Genomic DNA, 19,690 nt, shown 5'->3' with positions numbered 1-19,690 from the left:
TTCTTTATAAGATATATGTATATTAAGAATTACTGACCGAAGAAAATTTCAAATAATTTGTATTCTGTTTTATATTTGCCTATTATATTTACTTCAAACTTTTAAAAACGTCATTTAAAAGAATCATTTGTAATATGAGAAAAAGAACACTCTTTGAGTGTTCTTTTTTGTAGTTATTTACCTATTCTTAAGAAGTAAAGTAATGAGAATCATGAAGGATAAAATAACTATGAATATGAAATTAGTATAAAAATGATTCCCAGTCACGTCATAAACCATTCCAATTGCAAGCGGAATCAATGCGGAAAACAAATATCCTCCCGACTGGATCATCGAAGTCCAGCTGTTCACTTCTTCTGCAGATTCAGCAGCATCAATCGGCATCAGTAGCGCTAATGGGAAAAGCATCCCGAGAGATATACCAACCAGAACGGCTGCGGGGTAAATTGTAGCGGTTCCTGGGACCATCAATAACAATACGCCGGTCAAACTTGAAACAATACCGAATAAAATCCAACCAGTCCGGTTTTTCCATTTGGCGAGCAGTCCAGGCAGCGATAGATTGACTACGAGTTGGACAGTCGTCATGACGGTCAAAATCGTTCCCGCTTCCAATAAGCTGAAGCCTTTTTCGATCGCCATCGGAGCAAGCCATGTAATAAAGGAAAAGAAAAGGGAGGACTGTAATCCGAAAAAGATCAGCATGAGCCATGCTTTGAAGTCTTTCCAAGGAGAGGCGATTTTACGACCGGTTGTGTTCTTTACTTGTAAATCCTGTTCCGGAAACTTCGTGAATTTCCATACGACGAGCGCGAGTACTGCGAGCAGGCTCCACGCAGCTAAAGCAAACGGCCAATCGAAAACTGCGTAAAAAACGCCAGTCAAACCCGATGCAAGTGCTGCCCCTAGCCCCATCCCGAAGGAATAGACACTAATCAGCTGCGTCGCACGCTGTGGAAAGTTCTTCTTGATCGTCGCAGATAGAAGCGGGCCGATGATGGCGATTGCTGTGCCGATAAAGAATGCGCTGATGGCAAGTGTCCAGAAATTCGGATTGAACCAACGGAGCGCCGTGAATAATCCGATGAGCGTAATCAGTACGTAAACTGATTTCTTCAATCCAAAGGAGCGATTAAATGGCACTGCGAGAGAAGCGAATAATCCCATACAAAATACAGGAATACTCGTCAACAAACTCACTTGGCTATTCGTTAAAATTAAATCATCCCTGATCGTGTCGAGCAATGGACCGATGGATGAAATCGCTGGCCTTAAGTTCAACGAAATGATGAAGATGGAAATGACCATGAAAGGAAGTGCCCACTTCTTCTGTTCTCTCATTAAGCAACCTTCTTTCCCAAACTTGTGTTCCCCGCAAATTTTTACTACAATTGAAGTGAAAGGCGGGTTAATTCGATGAAACTCGTAAACTGGAGTTACGCTAAAAGATATAATATTAAAGCGATTTTTGATGATTTCCCACATATTGTTGTGCGGTTCCGGCAAATCGGCGGTTATTACTTCATCTTTTCGATGCAAGGCGTTACGAAAGATCATGTTCCGGAACGCCGTGATTATGTAAGGATGGAATATTTGTTGAACAAGGAGCTCGGTCTCCTGGACGCTTATAAGAACAGGCGTACCCGAACGCTCTAGAATCACGATAATAGTTTAGCGCAGTTCGCCTTCGATTGCTATCTGTTCCGGAGCGATTCGTGGTATACTATTCTCATTGTGAAATTTAGGAGGTACGTATAAAAAATGATCGCAGTTAATAATGTAAGTCTACGTTTTGGCGACAGAAAATTGTTCGATGAAGTGAATATTCAATTTAATCCAGGGAATTGCTACGGACTGATTGGTGCCAATGGTGCCGGTAAATCAACGTTCATCAAAATCCTTTCTGGTGAATTGGAATCCCAAACTGGGACTGTATCAATGGGCAAAGACGAGCGTCTTGCAGTCCTTAAACAGGATCACTTCGAATATGAAGAATTCCCGGTACTCGAGACCGTCATCATGGGCCATAAAAAGCTTTATCAAGTGATGAGTGAGAAAAATGCTATTTACATGAAGGAAGATTTCAGCGATGAAGATGGCATGCGCGCAGCTGAACTTGAAGGCGAATTCGCTGAGCTGAACGGTTGGGAAGCAGAGTCTGAAGCAGCGATTCTCCTGCAAGGTCTCGGAATTACCGATGCACTTCATGACAAGAAGATGGCTGAGCTTTCCGGTTCAGACAAAGTAAAAGTATTGCTTGCACAGGCACTATTCGGCAAACCGGATGTACTTCTTCTGGATGAGCCTACTAACCACCTTGACCTAAAAGCAATTCAGTGGCTGGAAGAATTCCTAATCAACTTCGAGAACACAGTCATCGTCGTTTCGCATGACCGTCACTTCTTGAACAAAGTTTGTACACACATTGCCGACCTTGACTTCGCAAAAATCCAGCTATATGTAGGAAATTACGACTTCTGGTATGAATCAAGTCAATTGGCTTCACGTATGGCAGCTGACCAAAACTCGAAAAAAGAAGAGAAAATCAAAGAGCTCCAAGCATTTATCGCCCGGTTCTCTGCGAACGCCTCTAAATCTAAGCAGGCTACTTCCCGTAAGAAGATGCTTGATAAGATCGAACTTGATGACATCCGTCCATCTTCTCGCAAGTATCCTTACGTTAACTTCCAAATTGGCCGCGAAATCGGGAACGATGTCGTAACGCTTCAAGATGTTAGCCAAACGGTTGATGGTGAAGAGCTGCTGAAAAATATCAACTTCTCAATGAACAAAGAAGATAAAATCATCCTTCTTGGTGATCCTCTCGCGAAATCTGCTTTGCTGCGCGTTTTGGCTGGCGAAGATGATCCAGCGACAGGTTCTGTACGCTGGGGTGTTACAACGACTCGTGCATACTTGCCGATCGATAACAGCGAGTACTTCGAAGGAAGCGAGCCATCTCTAGTAGATTGGCTGCGCCAGTACTCTCCAGACGACGAGAGCGAAACGTTCTTACGTGGCTTCCTCGGCCGTATGCTGTTCTCTGGTGAAGAAGTGAAGAAAAAACCTTCCGTTCTTTCCGGTGGAGAGAAAGTTCGTTGTATGCTGTCGAAAATGATGCTCTCGCACGCGAACGTATTATTGCTTGATGAGCCAACGAACCATTTGGACCTTGAGTCCATCCAAGCATTGAACAACGGCTTGATCGCATTCAAAGGCGCGATGGTCTTCACATCACATGACCATCAGTTCATCCAGACGATTGCAAACCGCGTAATCGAGATCCGTGAAGACGGTTCAATTCTTGACAAGCAATTGACGTATGATGAGTTCCTTGAGTGGAAAGATCAACAAGGTTACAAATAAAAATCAAAAGAGGAATCTGCGATGTCTACATGACATCACAGATTCCTCTTTTTCGTATTCATCAACCATTCCTATTTCATGAATTTCTTAACGAGACGTCCGGCTGGAAGTTTCGAGACGAATTGGTTGCCAGAATTTGCAACACCGCGGATGACACTCAACAGTTCGTCATCCCCTGCCCAGTGTTCTTCGATCAATTCGACCGGGAATTTATTCAGCAACGTGTTGATGACGAAGACGGCTACGACGACGTCATCGACGAAGCCTCCAGCACCGACGAGCATTTCCGGCAAGAAATCAAGAGGCGCGATGAAATAAAGCAGACCTGCTCCCACCGTCGCCTTGTTTTTCTTATCAATCCGGTCGTCTGTCAATAGTTTCGCAAGCAAGTAGAACAAGTCTGGCGCAAGCAAGACATACTTCCCGAGTTTGCCTAAAATACCGCCTTTTTTGTCTGCCCATGTATCAACTTTGCTGCGCAGATTTTTATAGAAGTCTTGCTGTTTTTTCTCTGACGGTAATGGTTTGTTCAAATATTTCTCTGGCATAAGCACTCCACCTATCCGATCTATTTTTCCTTCCATACCCGATTGTGCGTCTCCACGAAACGTTTGCACTCAATTTTCTCTCTCTAGTGCCTCCAACTGCTCTAAGATATAGGAAGGCCGTTTCTCAGCAAACTCCCGTAACGCCTCAACTTCCGTGCGCCAAGTTGCAATGTCCGCAGGTGCCTGCCAGCGTGTGATATGCTTTGGCATTTCTTCGGCAATTGCCGTTTCCATCCGGTCGATTTCTTCGATTACACGCTCTGTGTTAAATTCATCCAAAAGAAGAGCTTGCATGATTTCAATGAATCGTGCGCGGGTTTCTTCGTCCGCCAACAAATCGCGCGTCAACCGGTTTTGCGGCTTGTCTTCCAACGCCCAAGCTAACGTATCGTGTGCATAGCCATCGATAAGATTCGGATTCCCCCCGAAGCCTTGATCGGTATCGTATAAGAGCCAGCGCCATTTGCCGTCGTGCCCTGCCGGCGCCCCCTCGTGCACTGCGCCCTGTTTCCGCCAAACTGCTGTGTTATTACCGAATGAGTCTGTGTTCGCAAAATACACTTGGTACGCGAGGTAATGCAAATAGTTGTCGATATCCATCCGTTGTGCCAAATAATCGATGCGCGCGTTTTCCTTCGTCTCGTCGAACAGTTCCATGAACGATCCAAGGTCTGCCGCTTCGCCTTCATCGACCGCAAACCCTTCCTCCGCTAGCTTGTCCGTCTCAATGATCACAACATCCCCTGCAGGCACATTGTAACGTGTTTCAAACCATTCCGCCGAGTAACTATCGCGTACATTGTGGATTCCCCAATATTCCCCGTTCAATAGAACGATTGCCGGCGCTGCATCCATCGTTTCGACCGGACCGTCTTCTACGAGGTGATGCATGAGGGCATCACGGAAAAATGCACCTGCATGGTCATTTCCTGCATTACGGAGAAGGATTCGGTCAAACTGGTCCCGCTTGTCCTCTCCGAAGAACGGGAAGTTCAAAGAGGCTGCACCGAATTCATCGCGTGCATACACGCGCAAGCTTTTTTGGGGCAATGAACGGCTGTAACCTCCGTGGATACGGACGCCGACATCTTGCTGGAAAACACGTTCCCCTTGCTCGAACCACTCCAAGCTCGCTTTTCGCTCCCAGTCCCTTCCGCGCTGAAAATAATTCCCTTCGCTTGAGAAGTTCGTGGCGCGGTAAAAATCACCTGGAACGTAGATCCCTCGCTTCGAATCGAACAGATCGTCGTTGTCCAATGACAAGGAAATAATCGGTAATTTTGTTGCATTCTCCTCCAGGAAGTAGGTATGCGTGACTGTGGGACTAAACTGGCCTCTATAGTAAACATTCGCCCGCAACACCGCCGCTTTTTTCACTTGCTCCGGCTTCAATGAGAACGCCTCACGGTAAATCGAAGTTTTTGTATTCGCGATGATCGGAACTTGCCGAATGGTTTCTGCATTTATCGCAATCGGTCCTTCATATTTCGTCGCCGATGCAGTAGGTTCCGAACCATCGAGTGTGTAGAAAATCCAGGCTCCTTCCACATCCGTAGACAGTTCAACGATCGCACCGTCGCCGATGAAACCACTTTCGAGATTGACAGTCGGCTGTTTCCAGCGGATTTCAAAGTCCACATCCCGCACCATTTCGGACAAACGTGCAAGTTCCGTATAATCTATCCCTGGATTCCCTGCAATGTAAAGACGCTCGTTCAACGTCGGTAGCTTATCCAAGTGACGATAATCGGTGATTTCATTATTTCGCAAGTTCAAATCAACCAAGTTGCCTAGTTCACTGAGCGGCTTGATGTCGGTGATCCGATTGCCACGCAAGTTTAAGTGCGTCAATGTTTTGGCAACCGTAAGCGACGACAGTTCGGTCAAATCATTGTCGCGCAGATTCAATTCGCGAAGTGCCGTCAAGCCTTTCACGAACGCTCCAGTTCCCAGCAGATTTCTTTCGAGGTCGATAGTGTGAAGGTGAGGACTCTTGAATGAAATTGTCTTCAGCAGATTGAAACTTAAATCAACGGACTCCAGTTTTCCTAACCCTTCCAGTTCCGGTGCATTTTCAATCATATTATGGCTGGCATCGAGCTTTTGCAAAGAATGGAAATGTTCGATGCCATCCATTCGGCGGATGCCGCGTCCTGAGATGTCGAGCTCGGTGATTGCACGCACTTTGTCCGGAGTGAATGAACCTGGTGTGATGCCGTATTGTTCTTCCAGCACGGACTCCAGTGCAGGATCCAGTTCCTGCCCTTCCCTTCCGATTGTATAAAAAAGCGCGCCTGCGCCTAAAAGTAAAATGATTGCGATCAACGAATAGATGAATTTCATAGTTCCTCCTGTGTTCTAGATGATGATGGCCGATTGTCAAAGCGCTTCCCCATTAGTATACTATATAATAATATGCCAATTAACATGGCTGCAATAATATTTGCAATACATACCGAAGGAGGCAGCCCCATTGGTCAAAGAAGTCTTTAAACGTTACGAATTGAAATACTTGATTTCATTCGAACAATACATAAGTCTCCGTGAACATCTGTTGGAAAAGATGAAATATGACGCATATGGCACTGAAGGGAAGTATAACATCGTCTCGCTCTATTACGATTCCGATGATTCCAAGATTTACTATGAAACAAGGAATAAACTGCGATTCCGGCAAAAGTTACGCCTGCGCATCTACGATCAGGCAGATGAGACGAGCACGGCGTTCATCGAAGTGAAGCAGAAGTTCAAGAACGTCGTCAATAAGCGGCGGACAGCGCTTCCCCTCAACGAAGCATATGAACTGCTCAACGCAGCCGGCGAAGATTGGGAACAACGCAAGTGGCTTGCATCCAATGAGCAGATCCTGAAAGAAGCAATGCATTTCAAGTCCCTTTACGACTTGCGGCCGGAGTTGGTCGTCAGCTATGACCGCCAAGCGTTCTCCGGTATCGATGAACCTGACTTGCGCGTCACATTCGACTACAATCTGATGTGCCGCACTGACGACCTCCGCATCGAGAATGGACCTGAAGGACAGCACTTCATCGATCGGGACAATGTCGTCCTCGAAGTGAAAGTTTCCGAGACTGTGCCGTTTTGGTTGTCCCGTCTTCTCAGTGAACACGGCTGCTCGAAGCAAAGCGTCTCGAAATTTTGTACAAGCGTCGAATTGATGGCCGACCGAGCACTTTCTGGACAAATCTCTACGGAAAAGGACATGGTAATGTAAATGGATATCTTTTTAACAGACTTGAAATCATTGGCTGACGCGACGAGCCGCTTGACGATTCTGGAAGCGTTTCTCGCGATTCTTCTCAGCTTCGTTTGTACACTCGTCATCGCATTCCTCTACAAGAAAACACATACAGGCGCTCGCTATTCGCAATCATTCGTGCAAACGATCATCATCATGGGTGTGACCGTTTCGGTCGTCATGATCGTCATCGGCAACAACGTCGCTGTCGCTTTCGGTCTCGTCGGCGCATTTTCGATCATCCGCTTCCGAAGCGCCATGAGCGACCCGAAAGACATTGCCTTTATCTTTTTTGGAATGGCTGCCGGCATTACGTGTGGTCTTGGATTCTATTATTTGGCCGTGCTGTTCACAGTCGCCTTGTCGATCATCATCATTTTCCTGTATGTCACGGACTTCGGGAAGCAAGCGTCTACAAAAAAACGCCTGACCATCACCGTTCCTGAAAATCTGCACGACGAGAATGCATTCGACAAGATTCTTGCCCACCACTTGAAATCATTCGACTTGCGGTCGATCGAGACGACCAATCTCGGCACGATGATTCAGCTCGTCTACATCATCCAGAACAAAGATGGCGTGAAAGACAAACAGCTCATGGACGAGCTGCGCCAAATGAACGGCAACTTGAAAGTATCCGTCCACTACTTGAGCACGGAAGTCTATTGAACAGAAAAAAGAGCGCAAACGGTTCATCCGCTTGCGCTCTTTTTCATTTGTTCGAATCAGAACACCAACGTCAAATTCGTTGCGATTCGTTCCCTCTTCGGATTTCCATCGACGACGGTGAACTTGACACGCTGACCAGTCCGAAGGGAACGGAGTCCCACTACATCGATATTGATCGCTTCGATGAAAAACTCTTCTCCATTCTCTCCTTCGATTCGTCCATATCCTTTATCTTCGTCATACCACTTCACTGTTCCTTCCATTTCCAAGCCCCCCTATTTCATTCATGCCTTTCTTTACCCTGAAACCCCATGGCGATAAACCGGCGATGCGAAGAGATGTGATGGATTTTCCGCACAAAAAAAAGGTGCCCATAAGGACACCCTTGAAAATTATAGTTTCACTACGTTAGTAGCTTGAGGTCCGCGGTTGCCTTCCTCTACTTCAAACTCAACTCTTTGACCTTCGTCAAGTGTTTTGAAGCCTTCGCCTTGAATAGCTGAGAAGTGTACGAATACGTCGTCTCCGCCTTCAACTTCGATGAAACCGAAACCTTTTTCTGAGTTAAACCATTTTACTGTTCCTTCTTGCATGTAAAAAACCTCCTAGAATAATAAAAAATTTCAATATGGAATCGAAAAAAATTCACATATTCAAAAAAGTACCATACGTGCTGATCACTTTTTTGGATAGGTGAATAGCTCTTCGGTCTAGATTATTTTTTCGATTGAATCTATTATAACAACTTCTAACTAAAAATCAAATCAATTTAAGGATAAATTAAAAACATTTCTCTACATTCCCATTATTCATAATAAACAGCCCATGATACATTTGCAGATTTTCTTCGCACGCTTCACAATACTCTTTTTCATCATGAGACCAGAATGCAAGGAACTTGCCGTCCTTCGCTGCGACCTTCGGATATTTCTGCGTGTACTGTTTTCTCAAGTTATCGAAATGGGCAGTCGCCGCCGCTAGATCTGCGAATTCACAACGTTCGATGACTTCCTCTTCCCATCCATCGAACTGCCACCAAGGCTCGTAATCCGCTTTCATATAGATGACTTCATACATGATGATCACTCCGTTCTCTACTATACATTGTGCCAAATATTCCTCTTCTTGTCCACCTGGACGCTTGATTCGGCAAGTTTGTAAAGCCCTTCCCTTTCCCGTAAAATAAGAAGGAGAAGAAGCAATGCTGTGTGGTAGAGAAGCATCATTTTAGAGAATCTCCCAACTTTTTACTAACGGCATCCAGCCGAACGAAACCTTTCGGCTACTGAAACGTATTAGAACTAGTAGTATCATATATATTAAGGAGGCTTACGGGATGAAGCCAATTGAAAATTTCATCAAGCGGCAATCTGTCAGCCTGCCGCTCATGACCGTCATGTTCCCCGTCCTCTATCTGGGAGCTGAGATCGGATTGCTCGCATCCGGCGCAGTTGCCGCAGGGACTTATATCGCAAGCAATACAACCATCAAACAAGTGCAAATTTCTTCGAATTCCAAACAGCTTGGCATGACTCGATCGGAATTCAAAGGGGTCAAGCAACAATTGAAAGATGCGAAAGCGAAAGTAAAGCACTTGCAAGGATTTTATTACCGCGTCCGCTCGATTTCTTCTTTCAAGCAATTGATTGAGATTTCCCGCATCGCGAATAAGATCATTGCAATCGTACAGGAAAATCCACGGAAGTTTTACCAAGTGGAACGATTCTTTTATTCCCATCTCGATACAGCAGTCGAACTCACTGAAAAATATTCACTTCTTGTCGGACAGCCCGTCAAGGACAAGGAAATCAAAATCGCCTTGCAAGATACACGGGAGATGCTTCAAGCGATGAAAGTCGTGCTTGAAGAAGATTTGAAGCGCGTGTTGGCGACAGATGTCGAACAATTGCAGATGGAGCTGGACTATGCCCGCCTTTCTGTCGAACAATCGAAACGCAAACCATTATTGAATGCCCCGACTACGGATGATAAAGGAGACGTGCCTGATGAACGAAAACAAATCGACTACAAGTGACTTGGATAGTTTGCTCGATTCCCCTTTCGGCCTTGAACTCGAAAAAGCACCGGTCAACGCACAACAAGAAGCGAAGCCGACCGCTTTGCTCGACCGGCTGAGTGATGAGGAGCAGCAAAAAGCGAAAGACTTGGCAAAGCAAATCCCTGCCGGCAACTATGAAGCAATCTTAACTTACGGTGCTAACGCACAAAACCAATTGAGCCAGTTCTCCCACAAAATGCTCGACCATGTTCAATCAAAGGATATCGGACCAGTTGGAGACGTCTTGAATGACTTGATGAAGAAGCTGCGTGAATTGAGCCCGGAGGAATTGTCGAATGACAAGAAGCCAGGCATTCGCAGACTATTTAATAAAGCGAAAGCTTCCGTCCAGGAAATGATGACGAAGTATCAGAAGATCAGTACACAAGTGGATCGTATCAGCATCCAGCTCGAGCATTCGAAGCGTGGCCTTCTTGACGATGTTCAAATGCTTGAACAACTATACGACCAGAACAAGACATATTTCCAAGCACTCAACGTCTACATCGCCGCTGCTGAACTGAAGCGCGATGAGATTCTAAACGAAACGATCCCTGAGCTTCGCAAAAAAGCGGAATCCTCTCAGGATCAGATGGCTTACCAGGAAGTGAACGACATGGTTCAGTTTTTGGACCGTCTCGAAAAACGCTTGTACGACTTGCAGCTGTCTCGTCAGATCACAATCCAGAGTGCACCACAAATCCGGATGATCCAACAGACGAACCAGACGCTTGCAGAAAAGATTCAAGCATCGATCATGACGTCCATTCCCCTTTGGAAAAACCAAATTGCGATCGCCTTGACGCTCAATCGCCAAACACAGGCAGTTCAAGCGCAAAAGCAAGTGACCGCAACGACGAACGATCTATTGCTGAAAAACTCCGAAATGCTGAAAATGAACTCGATCGAAACGGCGCGTGAAAACGAACGCGGCCTCGTAGAAATCGAAACGTTGAAGCAGACACAGGAAAACTTGCTGGAAACGATCGAAGAAACATTGAAAATCCAGGCTGAAGGACGACGCAACCGCAAGTCCGCCGAGCTGGAAATCGGTCGTATGGAAGAAGAATTGAAACAACGTTTGCTCACATTGCGTGACGACCGCGAAGGCGGCAATGCATAATTAAATAAACCGTCCGAACTGATCAGGGAAATCCCCCGATCAGTTCGGACGGTTTTCTTCGTTCAGCCAGACTGGACAATGATGTGCAACGTTCTTCTAAGCAGATGAAGCGTCTGCTCAGTGAACCGGTCGAACGAATCCGCGGTCACGGAGCGATTGCCATACATCATGCGGAATAACCGCTGCTGGTCTTCACCTGGTACGGAATCAGATAAGAAGAGATGGAGCAATGTGACGCCCGCTTTCTCGGCTTCATCGACTGCCTCTGCTGTATCGAGGATCCCATTATCTGCATAATTATAGGCGGACGGCTCCCCGTCTGAAAACATAAGAAGGAAACGGTGCTTTTCACTGCGTCTCAGCATTCGTTCCGTCATCCAGCGAATCGCGAAGCCATCACGGTTGTCTTCGTGCGCTTCGATCGAATCGATGGAGCTCGCTGCATCGCGCTGGCTATCCTCGAACTTGTGAACCCATTCGAAGTAGTTCGGCTGTCGTGCTTCTTCCGCTTCGTATGCATCTTCGTAGAACAAAACGATTTCATGCGGGATGCCGAGTCCGCGCAGGACATCATGAAACAGCAAGACTGCCTGTTTCGTCTCTTCTAATTTATCGACCATCGATGCGGAACCATCGACGAGCAAGCTGAACACTGCATCCAAGTTTTTCGATGGAGACATTTTCCGGTAAAACGGTTTCGGTCGTTCATCAACGATCAGTGGAAGCAGATTTTTGGATAACCTTCCGGCACTGAGTGCGCGTGGCTGTTCCCGTCTTTGTTCGATGCGTTTTCTGAGCTCTTTCAGGAGCGCTTTGACGTACGGTGCCTGCTCTATCCGCCACTGCTCTATTTTCCTGAGGTCGTGTGACGCTGCGATAAGCCGCTTCTCTGTGAATTCAACTCCTTCATTAGCGCGTCCATATTTGCCTTTCGCGGGTTTCGGTGCATTGTTCGTTCGTCGGTCTTCTGTTTCATTGTCAGCAAGATGATCTCCGTCGGAACGCCCTTTTGCGGTCTGCAGCTCTTCTTCGAGTGCTCCCGCTTCTTCCCTTCCCCCTTCAGCGATCATCGACTTGCCTTCGTTCAATTCATACTCCATCGCTGACGCATCCGTTTCTTCTGTCTCACGGTGCCACGACTGGAACCACTCCTCGATCGTCTCGATTTTCTCATCGCTGCCCACTTCGGATTCCCTAGCCCCTTCGTGCTCATGGACTGGTGGCGCCTTGTCAGGATTCTCACCGAACGTATACAAGTCGTGCACCATGTCTTTTTCTAAAAGGTGCTCGAGTCGTACGACAATCCGATCGATGACGCGCATACTATCTGCAGTCGTCCGTGCATCGAACAATTCTGTCCATAGGTGCAAGACGAGCTGCGGGTCTTCCAATGTTTTTTGTGTGCCGTGCAGCGTCAAATAAGCGGCGTTCAAAAACGCATCGGCATGAAAGCCTTTTTGGCGGTTTTGTTCATATTGCGTTTCATGAAAGTCGCGGTAGACGTTTTCTCGTACACGAAATGCTTCCTGCGTCCCTGGTCGTTCTTTCATGATCCGTTCAGACAAACGGAACTCCTCTGCACAAAGCAGCAATTGCATACGTAACGAAGGCAGTCGGGTACGTTCAGTCGCCCATCGCAAGTACGCAGCAAAATCGAAATGACGCCAATACCCAGCGCTCAACAAATAAACATCGGACAAGTACCCGTTCATCTCGATATTTTCTTGACGGTGTCGCCAGAATACTGATAGCGAAATGGCCGATTCTGACGGACGGAATTCAATCAATTTCCGTGTCGTCATTTTCAAATAAGGCGCTCCGGCTAACGCACGGGCCAGCCGTTCAAGCCTTAATAGAGTTCGCGTATTGACCGTCTCGTTATTGAATTGGATAAATCGGTTGACAGAAGCCATTCGTCCACCTCACCTACTTGCCTAACGTTTGTGCTAAATCGAGCAATAATTGACGTTCGCTTTCATCCTCTAGCTTCTCCGCGATGGCATAACGAATCGCGCGCATCGGATCCATGTATTGTGCAAGTGCTGTGGCATCGAGCAAGCTGCGGATCGAAGCCGCTTCTTCTGACAGGAGGCCGTTCCATACTTGTGTCTGCAATTCAGCTGCAAGCGACAGCATCCACCGGACCATTTCGGGTGCTGCATCCGGAAATTCCCGGTTCCATAGCGCTTTCAATTCTTCACCGGACAAATAACCGATCGGAAACGCAACGAACCGGTTTTTTAATGCTTCGTTCATCGGTGCTGTTCCGATATAGCCTTCGTTGATCGCTGCGATAACGCCGAAATCTTCATGTGCACGGATGAATTCACCCGTGAATGGATTCGTCATCATGCGCCGGTAATCGAGCACCGAATGCAGGATCGGCAGCGTTTCAGGACGCGCCATATTGATTTCGTCGATGTAGAGAATGTGCCCTTGCTTCATCGCCGTAATAACCGGACCGTCGATGAACTCGATCTCCGACTTCCCGTCTCGCTGGACGAGCGTCTTAAAGCCAAGGAGTGCTTCCGCATCCAAGTCGACGGAGCAGTTGACGCTTTGCATCGGCTGGTTAAACAGTGCTGAGACGCTTTCTGCGAGCTTCGTCTTCCCTGCACCAGTCGGGCCTTTCAAAAGAACAGGCTTACGCAATACGAATGCCGTCAATAAATCTTCCCACGCATGCTTTTTTGGTGCGACATAGCCACCTGTTCCGATCAATTGCTCGAATTCACCGTGTTCGCGTGCTTCTCTCTTTTTCATTTCCTGCTTCACGATCTCCACTACAAAACCTTCCTTCAAAGAAAAGGCCGATTATGGTCATCGGCCTTTTAGATTTGTTCCTATTGAATACTTACTCGAAATATGTTTTGTAAAAGCCGCCAACTTTACCTGTGTTGTCAACAACGAAAATGAATTCCTCAGTTTCGTTAATGACCGGATATGATTTCCCAGGCGTCAAGACGTTCGACACAAGGAATTTTGCCGCATCGGTATGGTTGCATGTCACTTCACGTGTCGTTTCTTTTGTTTGCCATTCTGTATGGATCATTTGGGTTGACCTCCTTTGGATTGTACGTATATATGTTGTGTAGCCCGGCTAATATGCGCGGACCGTCTTCCTCAGTTTAAAGCAATTACCACTGGAATTCAAAGCTGGTTTGATAGGAGTTTTTGCTGCGGACAGTATTCCATCCAAATCGGACAGTAATGCCGATTAACTGGAAATCATCACACAGAAAATAAAAAAACCGGACCGCAACAACTAGCGGACCGGCAATTGGTTTCACTTTTGATTAAGACTCAAGCAATAGATCTTCCGGGTTTTCGATCAATTCTTTGATCATTTTCAGGAAGCCGACTGAATCGCTTCCGTCGATGACGCGGTGGTCGTATGAAAGTGCTACGTACATCATTGGGCGGATTTCGATTGAATCGCCGATTGCTACCGGACGTTTTTGGATCGTATGCATGCCAAGGATCCCGACTTGTGTACCGTTCAAGATTGGTGTAGACATCAATGAACCGAATACGCCGCCGTTTGTGATTGTGAAAGAACCGCCAGACATGTCAGCGATTGAAAGCTTCTTATCGCGCGCTTTTTTCGCAAGATCAGCAATGCTTGCTTCGATTTCAGCGAAGTTTTTCTTGTCTGTATCGCGAACGATCGGAACTACGAGTCCTTCTTCAGTTGAAACTGCGATTCCTACATCATAGAACTGTTTCAAAAGAAGGTCAGTGCCGTCCAATTCAGCGTTTACATAAGGATATTTCTTAAGCGCTGCAGTTACAGCTTTTGTGAAGAATGACATGAAGCCAAGACGTGTTCCGTCGTGATCCTGTTGGAATTTGTCTTTCTTGCGGCTGCGAAGTGCCATGACGTTCGTCATATCGATTTCGTTGAATGTTGTCAGCATCGCCGTGTTTTGGCGAACTTCCAAAAGACGTTTAGCGATTGTTTGGCGACGACGTGACATTTTCTCTCGAACTACGCGACCGCTCTCTTCGTCAGAAGAAGGTGTCGCTGCTTTTGGTGCTGCCGGTTTCGCAGCCGGAGCGCTTGCAGCCGGTTTCGATGCATGTGCTTCAACGTCTTGCACACGTACGCGGCCCATTGGATCAACAGGTGAAATTGCAGCCAGATCGATGCCTTTTTCGCGAGCCAATTTGCGTGCTGCCGGGCTAGCAATTGTGCGGTCAGAGGAAGTTTCTTCTGCTTCTGGTGCTGCTTGCTCTGCTGGTGCTGCCGGTGCTTCAGGTGCAGCTGGTTTCGCTGACTCTTCTGCAGCTGGTGCCGGTGTTGCAGCTGCTCCGGAAGCAGCTCCTACGATTGCGATCACTTGGCCGACTTCGACAGTATCGCCTTCAGCTGCCATCAATTCTTGCACGACACCCGCTTCTTCAGAAATGACTTCAACGTTTACTTTGTCCGTTTCCAGCTCAACGATGAATTCGCCTTTTTCAACTGTGTCGCCTGGCTGTTTCAGCCACTGGGCAATCGTTCCTTCTGTAATCGATTCTGCTAGTTCTGGTACTTTGATTTCTGCCACAAAAATTCCTCCTTAGGATTTCACACATTTACAATTTGCTTTATGTCATAAAGAAGCAGCGGCTGCCGCAGCAGCACGCTCTTTCCTCATTCATTTATTCAGCTTGTTTCAACGCTTCATCAAGGATGCGTGTCTGTTCTACTTTGTGCGACTCGCCGTCTCCCTCTGCAGGGCTTTGGCGCTTCACGCGACCGTAGTAAGTGACTTCTTGCTTGTCACCAGCAATTTCACGCAAGTAAGGATCTGCAAACGTCCAAGATCCCATGTTCATTGGCTCTTCTTGAACCCAAGCAAGCTCTTTCGCATTCGGATAGCGCCCCACGACTTCCGCAATCTTCTCAGATGGGAATGGGTACAACTGTTCGACGCGTACGATGTGAAGCGAATCGAAGCCTTCGCCATCTTTCACGCGCTCTGCCAAATCGATGGCCATCTTACCACTTGCAAACAAGATGCGTTCGACTTTTTTCTTCGACTTGCCAAGGCCTGGCTGTTCGATGATCGTCTGGAAGCTGCCTTCAGTCAAATCTTCCACTTCAGCGCCGACAAGCGGGTGGCGAAGCAATGATTTAGGTGACACAAGCACCAACGGACGGATCGAATCTTCTTCCAGCATTTTCGCCTGACGACGAAGTAGGTGGAAGTAGTTAGCCGCGCTTGAAAGGTTGGCTACAGTCCAGTTGTTTTCGGCCGAGTTCTGAAGGAAACGCTCCAGGCGGGCACTTGAGTGCTCTGGTCCTTGTCCTTCATAACCGTGTGGCAGAAGCATAACAAGACCTGATTTCTGTCCCCATTTCGAACGTGAAGAAGAAATGAAGTTATCGAACATTACTTGTGCCATGTTCGCAAAATCCCCGTACTGTGCTTCCCACAGGACAAGCGCTCGTTCGTTCTCGACATTGTAGCCGTATTCGAAACCAAGCACGGATGCTTCGCTCAATGGGCTGTTATAGATCGAGAATGACGCTTTTGCATCCGAGATGTGATGAAGCGGGATCAATTCACTGCCATCTTGATCATCGTGCAAGACGATGTGGCGATGTGCAAACGTTCCACGCTGAGCATCCTGTCCCGTAATGCGGACCGGATAGCCGTCCTGCAGAATCGTACCGAACGCAAGCGTTTCAGCGTGTGCCCAGTCGATTTTGCCTTTGCCGTTGAACGGATCTTCGCGGCGCTTCAAGATGCGTGCAAGCTTCTTGAATGCGCTGAATTCAGATGGCCATTGCAGCAATTCCTCGTTCAGGCGGATCAAGCTGTCTTTTGAAACTCCGGTCGGAACTTCTGGATAGCCGTTCACGACGCCTTCCGGAATCATTATTTTGCCTTCGTCGTCCGAGCGGTTCTCTTTGACGAAATCATATGACTGCTGCATCATCTTCTGGACCTTGTCATCAAGTTCCGAAACCTCGTCAGTTGTCAGTACGTTCTGTTCCGCCAGTTGCTTACCGTAAAGTTCGCGGACTGTCGGGTGTTTGTGGATACGGTGGTACATCAGTGGATTCGTCACGAGTGGCTCGTCCATTTCGTTATGACCATAGCGGCGGTATCCGATCAAGTCGATCAAAATGTCCTTGCCGAACTTCGAGCGATATTCGAATGCCAATTGTGCAACTGCGGCAACTTCTTCCGGATGATCCGCATTCACGTGAATGACTGGAACTTCGAATCCTTTTGCAGGGTCGGAAGAATAATGAGTTGAACGGGAATCGTACTGTTCAGTCGTGAACCCGATCATGTTGTTCGCGATGATATGGATCGATCCGCCGGTGCGGTATCCATCGACACGGCTGAAGTTCAATGTTTCTGTGACAATTCCTTGTCCTGGGAATGCTGCATCACCATGTACAAGAATCGAGAATGCTTTCTCCGTATCAAGTTTCGGTTGTCCTTTTTCATCAACTGTCTCCTGAGCCGCACGTGTTTGACCTGTGACGATCGGGGAAACGACTTCAAGGTGGGACGGGTTATAAGCAAGCTTAATGTTCGTACCCGCTGCCGACGTCAACGAAGCACCCATGTGGTACTTCACATCGCCGAACCAGCCTTTCGTGATTTCCAGAGAGCCATCTTTCGGCAGGAATGCTTCGTCACCGATGTGAGCAAAGCCAGCGAACATCATCTCGTACGGCTTGCGTAAAATATGCGTAAGCACATTTAAACGACCGCGATGCGCCATCCCGATCAAAATTTTCTCTGTTCCGTTCTTTTCAGACAGTTGAACGAGTTCGTCCATCAATGTCACAAGCGTGTCGACACCTTCGATGGAAAAACGTTTCTGGCCGACGAATGTGCGGTGGATGAACTTCTCGAATCCTTCGACTTTCGTCAATGTGTCCAATAAAGCCTTTTTCTTGTCCACATCAAATGATGGCTGCATATCGCCCGCTTCAATCTTCGTCTGGAGCCAGTTGCGCTCTTCGACATTGACCACATGGGAGAATTCATAAGCGATCTTGTCCGTGTAAAGGGCCTTCAAATAGTTGATCGCTTCCAGACCATCCGTAACGTTTTTCGGTGCATCTGCAAGCAGCAATGAAACCGGCACCGCTTTCAAATCTTGCTCTGTCAATCCATGAGCTGATAGTTCCAAACGTGAAGTATCTTTCTCACGATCATTCAACGGATAAATATCCGATGCTAGGTGTCCTTGTGCACGAATCGCATCAGCAAGCTGGATCGCACCAAGAACTTTTGCAAATTGGTTCGGTTCTACATCTGCGCTTACGGCTGGCTGTACAGCCTCTTCCATAGGCGGTCCGTATTGTTCGAACAATTCGACGAATTCAGGGTCGAGCAGTTCAGGAGATTCTTTGTAGAGATCGTACATTTCCATTACGTATCCAAGGTTGGGACCCGTAATTTTACCCCAAGGAGACGTTGCATCTGAATAGTTGCTAGCCATTTAAAAATTACCTCCACTAGTTTGCCTCTAGGCAGTCACTTTATAATTATTTAATCTCCCTTATTTTAGCACTCTTCGCTGCATACATAAAGCATAGTGGGCTGAACGGGGAGAACGAATTTCCATATCAATCTTACTACTTCCAAGAAAAAAAACAATGGTTTTTCATTATAAAAATCAGGCGTTTCGAAGGTAAGCGTTTTCATCGGTCAAAAGACAGCCGAAGCCGTCATTTAACAAATAATTCGCGCGATCTTTTTATCACTTCTTCGCTGAAATGGTCGTATTTTTCTTGTTCTCCACGCATTTCTTCCCGCAAAAATTTCCCACTTCCATTTTCTTCACTCCATTCGAAAACGTGTGCTGACAGGAATGTCGCATTCCCTTTCAGCTCAAGTGCGAATGAATCGCCTTCTTCACGAACGGTACACTTCACCATGCCCCCTGGATTGTAGACAGTCACTTCCCCAAAATCCGCATGTCCGGTCAATACCGAAACAAGTGCGGAAGCGGTCATCGCTGTTCCACATGCATTCGTGAAGCCGACGCCGCGCTCGAATGTCCGGACGAAGATCCCGTCTTCCACAGGTGTCACGTAACTGACATTCACTCCGTCAAGAAAATATGGGTTGTCCCCGTTGAAATAGGATGCCCATTCCTCCTGATGTGCGGAGGATGATTGATATTCCGGTGAAACAATGCCAATCAAGTGCGGATTAGGCACAGCGACTGCTGTAAATGCGATGTCGTCTTCCATAAATGGCAACCGTTCACCCTGCAGCTCCTCTTTATCGTCAAAACGCATTGGTAGTGCCGACAAATTGAACAGCACAGGTGAAATCTCGACTGCGTACGTCGGGATGCCTTCACCCAGTTCCTGTTCTTTCCGAACATGTAAAGCTGCCTTCATCGTTTCAATGACAGCACTGTTCACCTCGTCACGTTCACACACATACCGTGCCACACAGCGTAGCCCGTTGCCGCACATCGATGCTTCGGAGCCGTCACGGTTGAAGACGCGCATTTTCGCGTCGTGATCCTTTGAAGGAGAAACGACCAACAAGCCGTCCGCATCCGCATCCAATGCACATACTTGCATTGCAAGAGCGCTCCAGTCGCGATCCTCTGCTTCGAGCAAATAAAACGTGTTTTTTGAACCATGTACTTTCAATAACGAATACTCCACCGACTCACCCTCTTCTACTTAGATTGGG

The 19,690-nt window shown here is 47.2% G+C and carries 18 protein-coding genes; 6 read left to right on the top strand and 12 right to left on the bottom strand.

Going from position 1 to position 19,690, the window contains the following annotated elements:
• Positions 1 to 177 precede the first annotated feature (177 nt).
• Positions 178 to 1,341 (bottom strand): MFS transporter, encoded by a 1,164-nt coding sequence (locus GIW82_RS01890; RefSeq protein ID WP_154748227.1) that lies wholly within the window; start codon positions 1,339 to 1,341, stop codon positions 178 to 180.
• 75 nt (positions 1,342 to 1,416) lie between these two features.
• On the opposite strand from GIW82_RS01890, the gene GIW82_RS01885 reads away from it, so the two are divergent.
• Both GIW82_RS01885 and GIW82_RS01880 read left to right on the top strand, forming a co-directional pair.
• A complete protein-coding gene (locus GIW82_RS01885) occupies positions 1,417 to 1,656 on the top strand; it encodes a hypothetical protein (protein ID WP_154748226.1) in 240 nt (79 codons plus the stop codon).
• A gap of 105 nt (positions 1,657 to 1,761) precedes the next feature.
• On the top strand, positions 1,762 to 3,366 hold the full coding sequence (locus GIW82_RS01880) for an ABC-F family ATP-binding cassette domain-containing protein (protein WP_154748225.1): 1,605 nt from the start codon (positions 1,762 to 1,764) through the stop codon (positions 3,364 to 3,366).
• Positions 3,367 to 3,437: 71 nt separating this feature from the next.
• On the opposite strand, the gene GIW82_RS01875 is transcribed toward GIW82_RS01880, so the two are convergent.
• The gene (locus tag GIW82_RS01875) at positions 3,438 to 3,914 is read right to left on the bottom strand and encodes a YkvA family protein (protein ID WP_154748224.1); all 477 of its coding nucleotides are present in this window, start codon (positions 3,912 to 3,914) and stop codon (positions 3,438 to 3,440) included.
• 69 nt (positions 3,915 to 3,983) lie between these two features.
• The gene (locus GIW82_RS01870; RefSeq protein WP_154748223.1) at positions 3,984 to 6,257 is read right to left on the bottom strand and encodes a CotH kinase family protein; all 2,274 of its coding nucleotides are present in this window, start codon (positions 6,255 to 6,257) and stop codon (positions 3,984 to 3,986) included.
• A 130-nt stretch (positions 6,258 to 6,387) separates the two neighbouring features.
• Between GIW82_RS01870 and GIW82_RS01865 the strand changes: the two genes are divergently transcribed.
• The gene (locus tag GIW82_RS01865; RefSeq protein WP_154748222.1) at positions 6,388 to 7,146 is read left to right on the top strand and encodes a polyphosphate polymerase domain-containing protein; all 759 of its coding nucleotides are present in this window, start codon (positions 6,388 to 6,390) and stop codon (positions 7,144 to 7,146) included.
• Positions 7,147 to 7,839, top strand: a complete 693-nt coding sequence (locus GIW82_RS01860) for a DUF4956 domain-containing protein (RefSeq protein WP_154748221.1) — start codon at positions 7,147 to 7,149, stop codon at positions 7,837 to 7,839.
• 56 nt (positions 7,840 to 7,895) lie between these two features.
• Here the strand turns inward: GIW82_RS01860 and GIW82_RS01855 are convergent, their stop codons facing one another.
• From GIW82_RS01855 to GIW82_RS01845, 3 genes are all read right to left on the bottom strand, one after another.
• Positions 7,896 to 8,102, bottom strand: a complete 207-nt coding sequence (locus GIW82_RS01855) for a cold-shock protein (protein WP_154748220.1) — start codon at positions 8,100 to 8,102, stop codon at positions 7,896 to 7,898.
• 129 nt (positions 8,103 to 8,231) lie between these two features.
• Positions 8,232 to 8,432 carry a cold-shock protein gene (locus tag GIW82_RS01850; RefSeq protein WP_154748219.1) on the bottom strand — a complete coding sequence of 67 codons (201 nt, stop codon included), beginning with the start codon at positions 8,430 to 8,432 and terminating at the stop codon, positions 8,232 to 8,234.
• Between the two features lie 187 nt (positions 8,433 to 8,619).
• Complete coding sequence (locus tag GIW82_RS01845; RefSeq protein WP_230309139.1) at positions 8,620 to 8,952, bottom strand: DUF1033 family protein; 333 nt, start codon at positions 8,950 to 8,952, stop codon at positions 8,620 to 8,622.
• Positions 8,953 to 9,175: 223 nt separating this feature from the next.
• Between GIW82_RS01845 and GIW82_RS01840 the strand changes: the two genes are divergently transcribed.
• The gene (locus GIW82_RS01840) at positions 9,176 to 9,874 is read left to right on the top strand and encodes a 5-bromo-4-chloroindolyl phosphate hydrolysis family protein (RefSeq protein WP_154748218.1); all 699 of its coding nucleotides are present in this window, start codon (positions 9,176 to 9,178) and stop codon (positions 9,872 to 9,874) included.
• Entirely contained in the window at positions 9,846 to 11,021 is a 1,176-nt protein-coding gene (locus GIW82_RS01835; protein WP_154748217.1) for a toxic anion resistance protein, read from the top strand. Before GIW82_RS01840 ends, GIW82_RS01835 begins: the two co-directional genes overlap by 29 nt.
• A 62-nt stretch (positions 11,022 to 11,083) precedes the next feature.
• Here GIW82_RS01835 and GIW82_RS01830 read toward each other — a convergent pair whose 3' ends face one another.
• The 6 genes from GIW82_RS01830 to dapF all read right to left on the bottom strand — a co-directional run bounded on the left by GIW82_RS01830 (position 11,084) and on the right by dapF (position 19,662).
• Positions 11,084 to 12,934 carry a vWA domain-containing protein gene (locus tag GIW82_RS01830; protein ID WP_154748216.1) on the bottom strand — a complete coding sequence of 617 codons (1,851 nt, stop codon included), beginning with the start codon at positions 12,932 to 12,934 and terminating at the stop codon, positions 11,084 to 11,086.
• Positions 12,935 to 12,947: 13 nt separating this feature from the next.
• A complete protein-coding gene (locus tag GIW82_RS01825; protein WP_154749551.1) occupies positions 12,948 to 13,784 on the bottom strand; it encodes an AAA family ATPase in 837 nt (278 codons plus the stop codon).
• A 91-nt stretch (positions 13,785 to 13,875) separates the two neighbouring features.
• Positions 13,876 to 14,073 (bottom strand): DUF6501 family protein, encoded by a 198-nt coding sequence (locus tag GIW82_RS01820; protein ID WP_154748215.1) that lies wholly within the window; start codon positions 14,071 to 14,073, stop codon positions 13,876 to 13,878.
• A gap of 244 nt (positions 14,074 to 14,317) precedes the next feature.
• A complete protein-coding gene (gene odhB, locus GIW82_RS01815; RefSeq protein WP_370455959.1) occupies positions 14,318 to 15,571 on the bottom strand; it encodes a 2-oxoglutarate dehydrogenase complex dihydrolipoyllysine-residue succinyltransferase in 1,254 nt (417 codons plus the stop codon).
• A 94-nt stretch (positions 15,572 to 15,665) separates the two neighbouring features.
• Positions 15,666 to 18,476: a 2-oxoglutarate dehydrogenase E1 component gene (locus GIW82_RS01810; protein ID WP_154748214.1), complete on the bottom strand. Its 2,811-nt coding sequence runs from the start codon at positions 18,474 to 18,476 to the stop codon at positions 15,666 to 15,668.
• Positions 18,477 to 18,705: 229 nt separating this feature from the next.
• Positions 18,706 to 19,662, bottom strand: coding sequence for a diaminopimelate epimerase (dapF, locus tag GIW82_RS01805; RefSeq protein ID WP_370455958.1), 957 nt, complete (start codon positions 19,660 to 19,662; stop codon positions 18,706 to 18,708).
• Positions 19,663 to 19,690 lie beyond the last annotated feature (28 nt).

The sequence above is a fragment of the Planomicrobium sp. YIM 101495 genome, from assembly GCF_009707665.1.
Classification (GTDB): domain Bacteria; phylum Bacillota; class Bacilli; order Bacillales_A; family Planococcaceae; genus Planococcus.
Note: the sequence above shows the minus strand (reverse complement) of the source record. Positions and strands in the feature narration are given on the sequence as shown.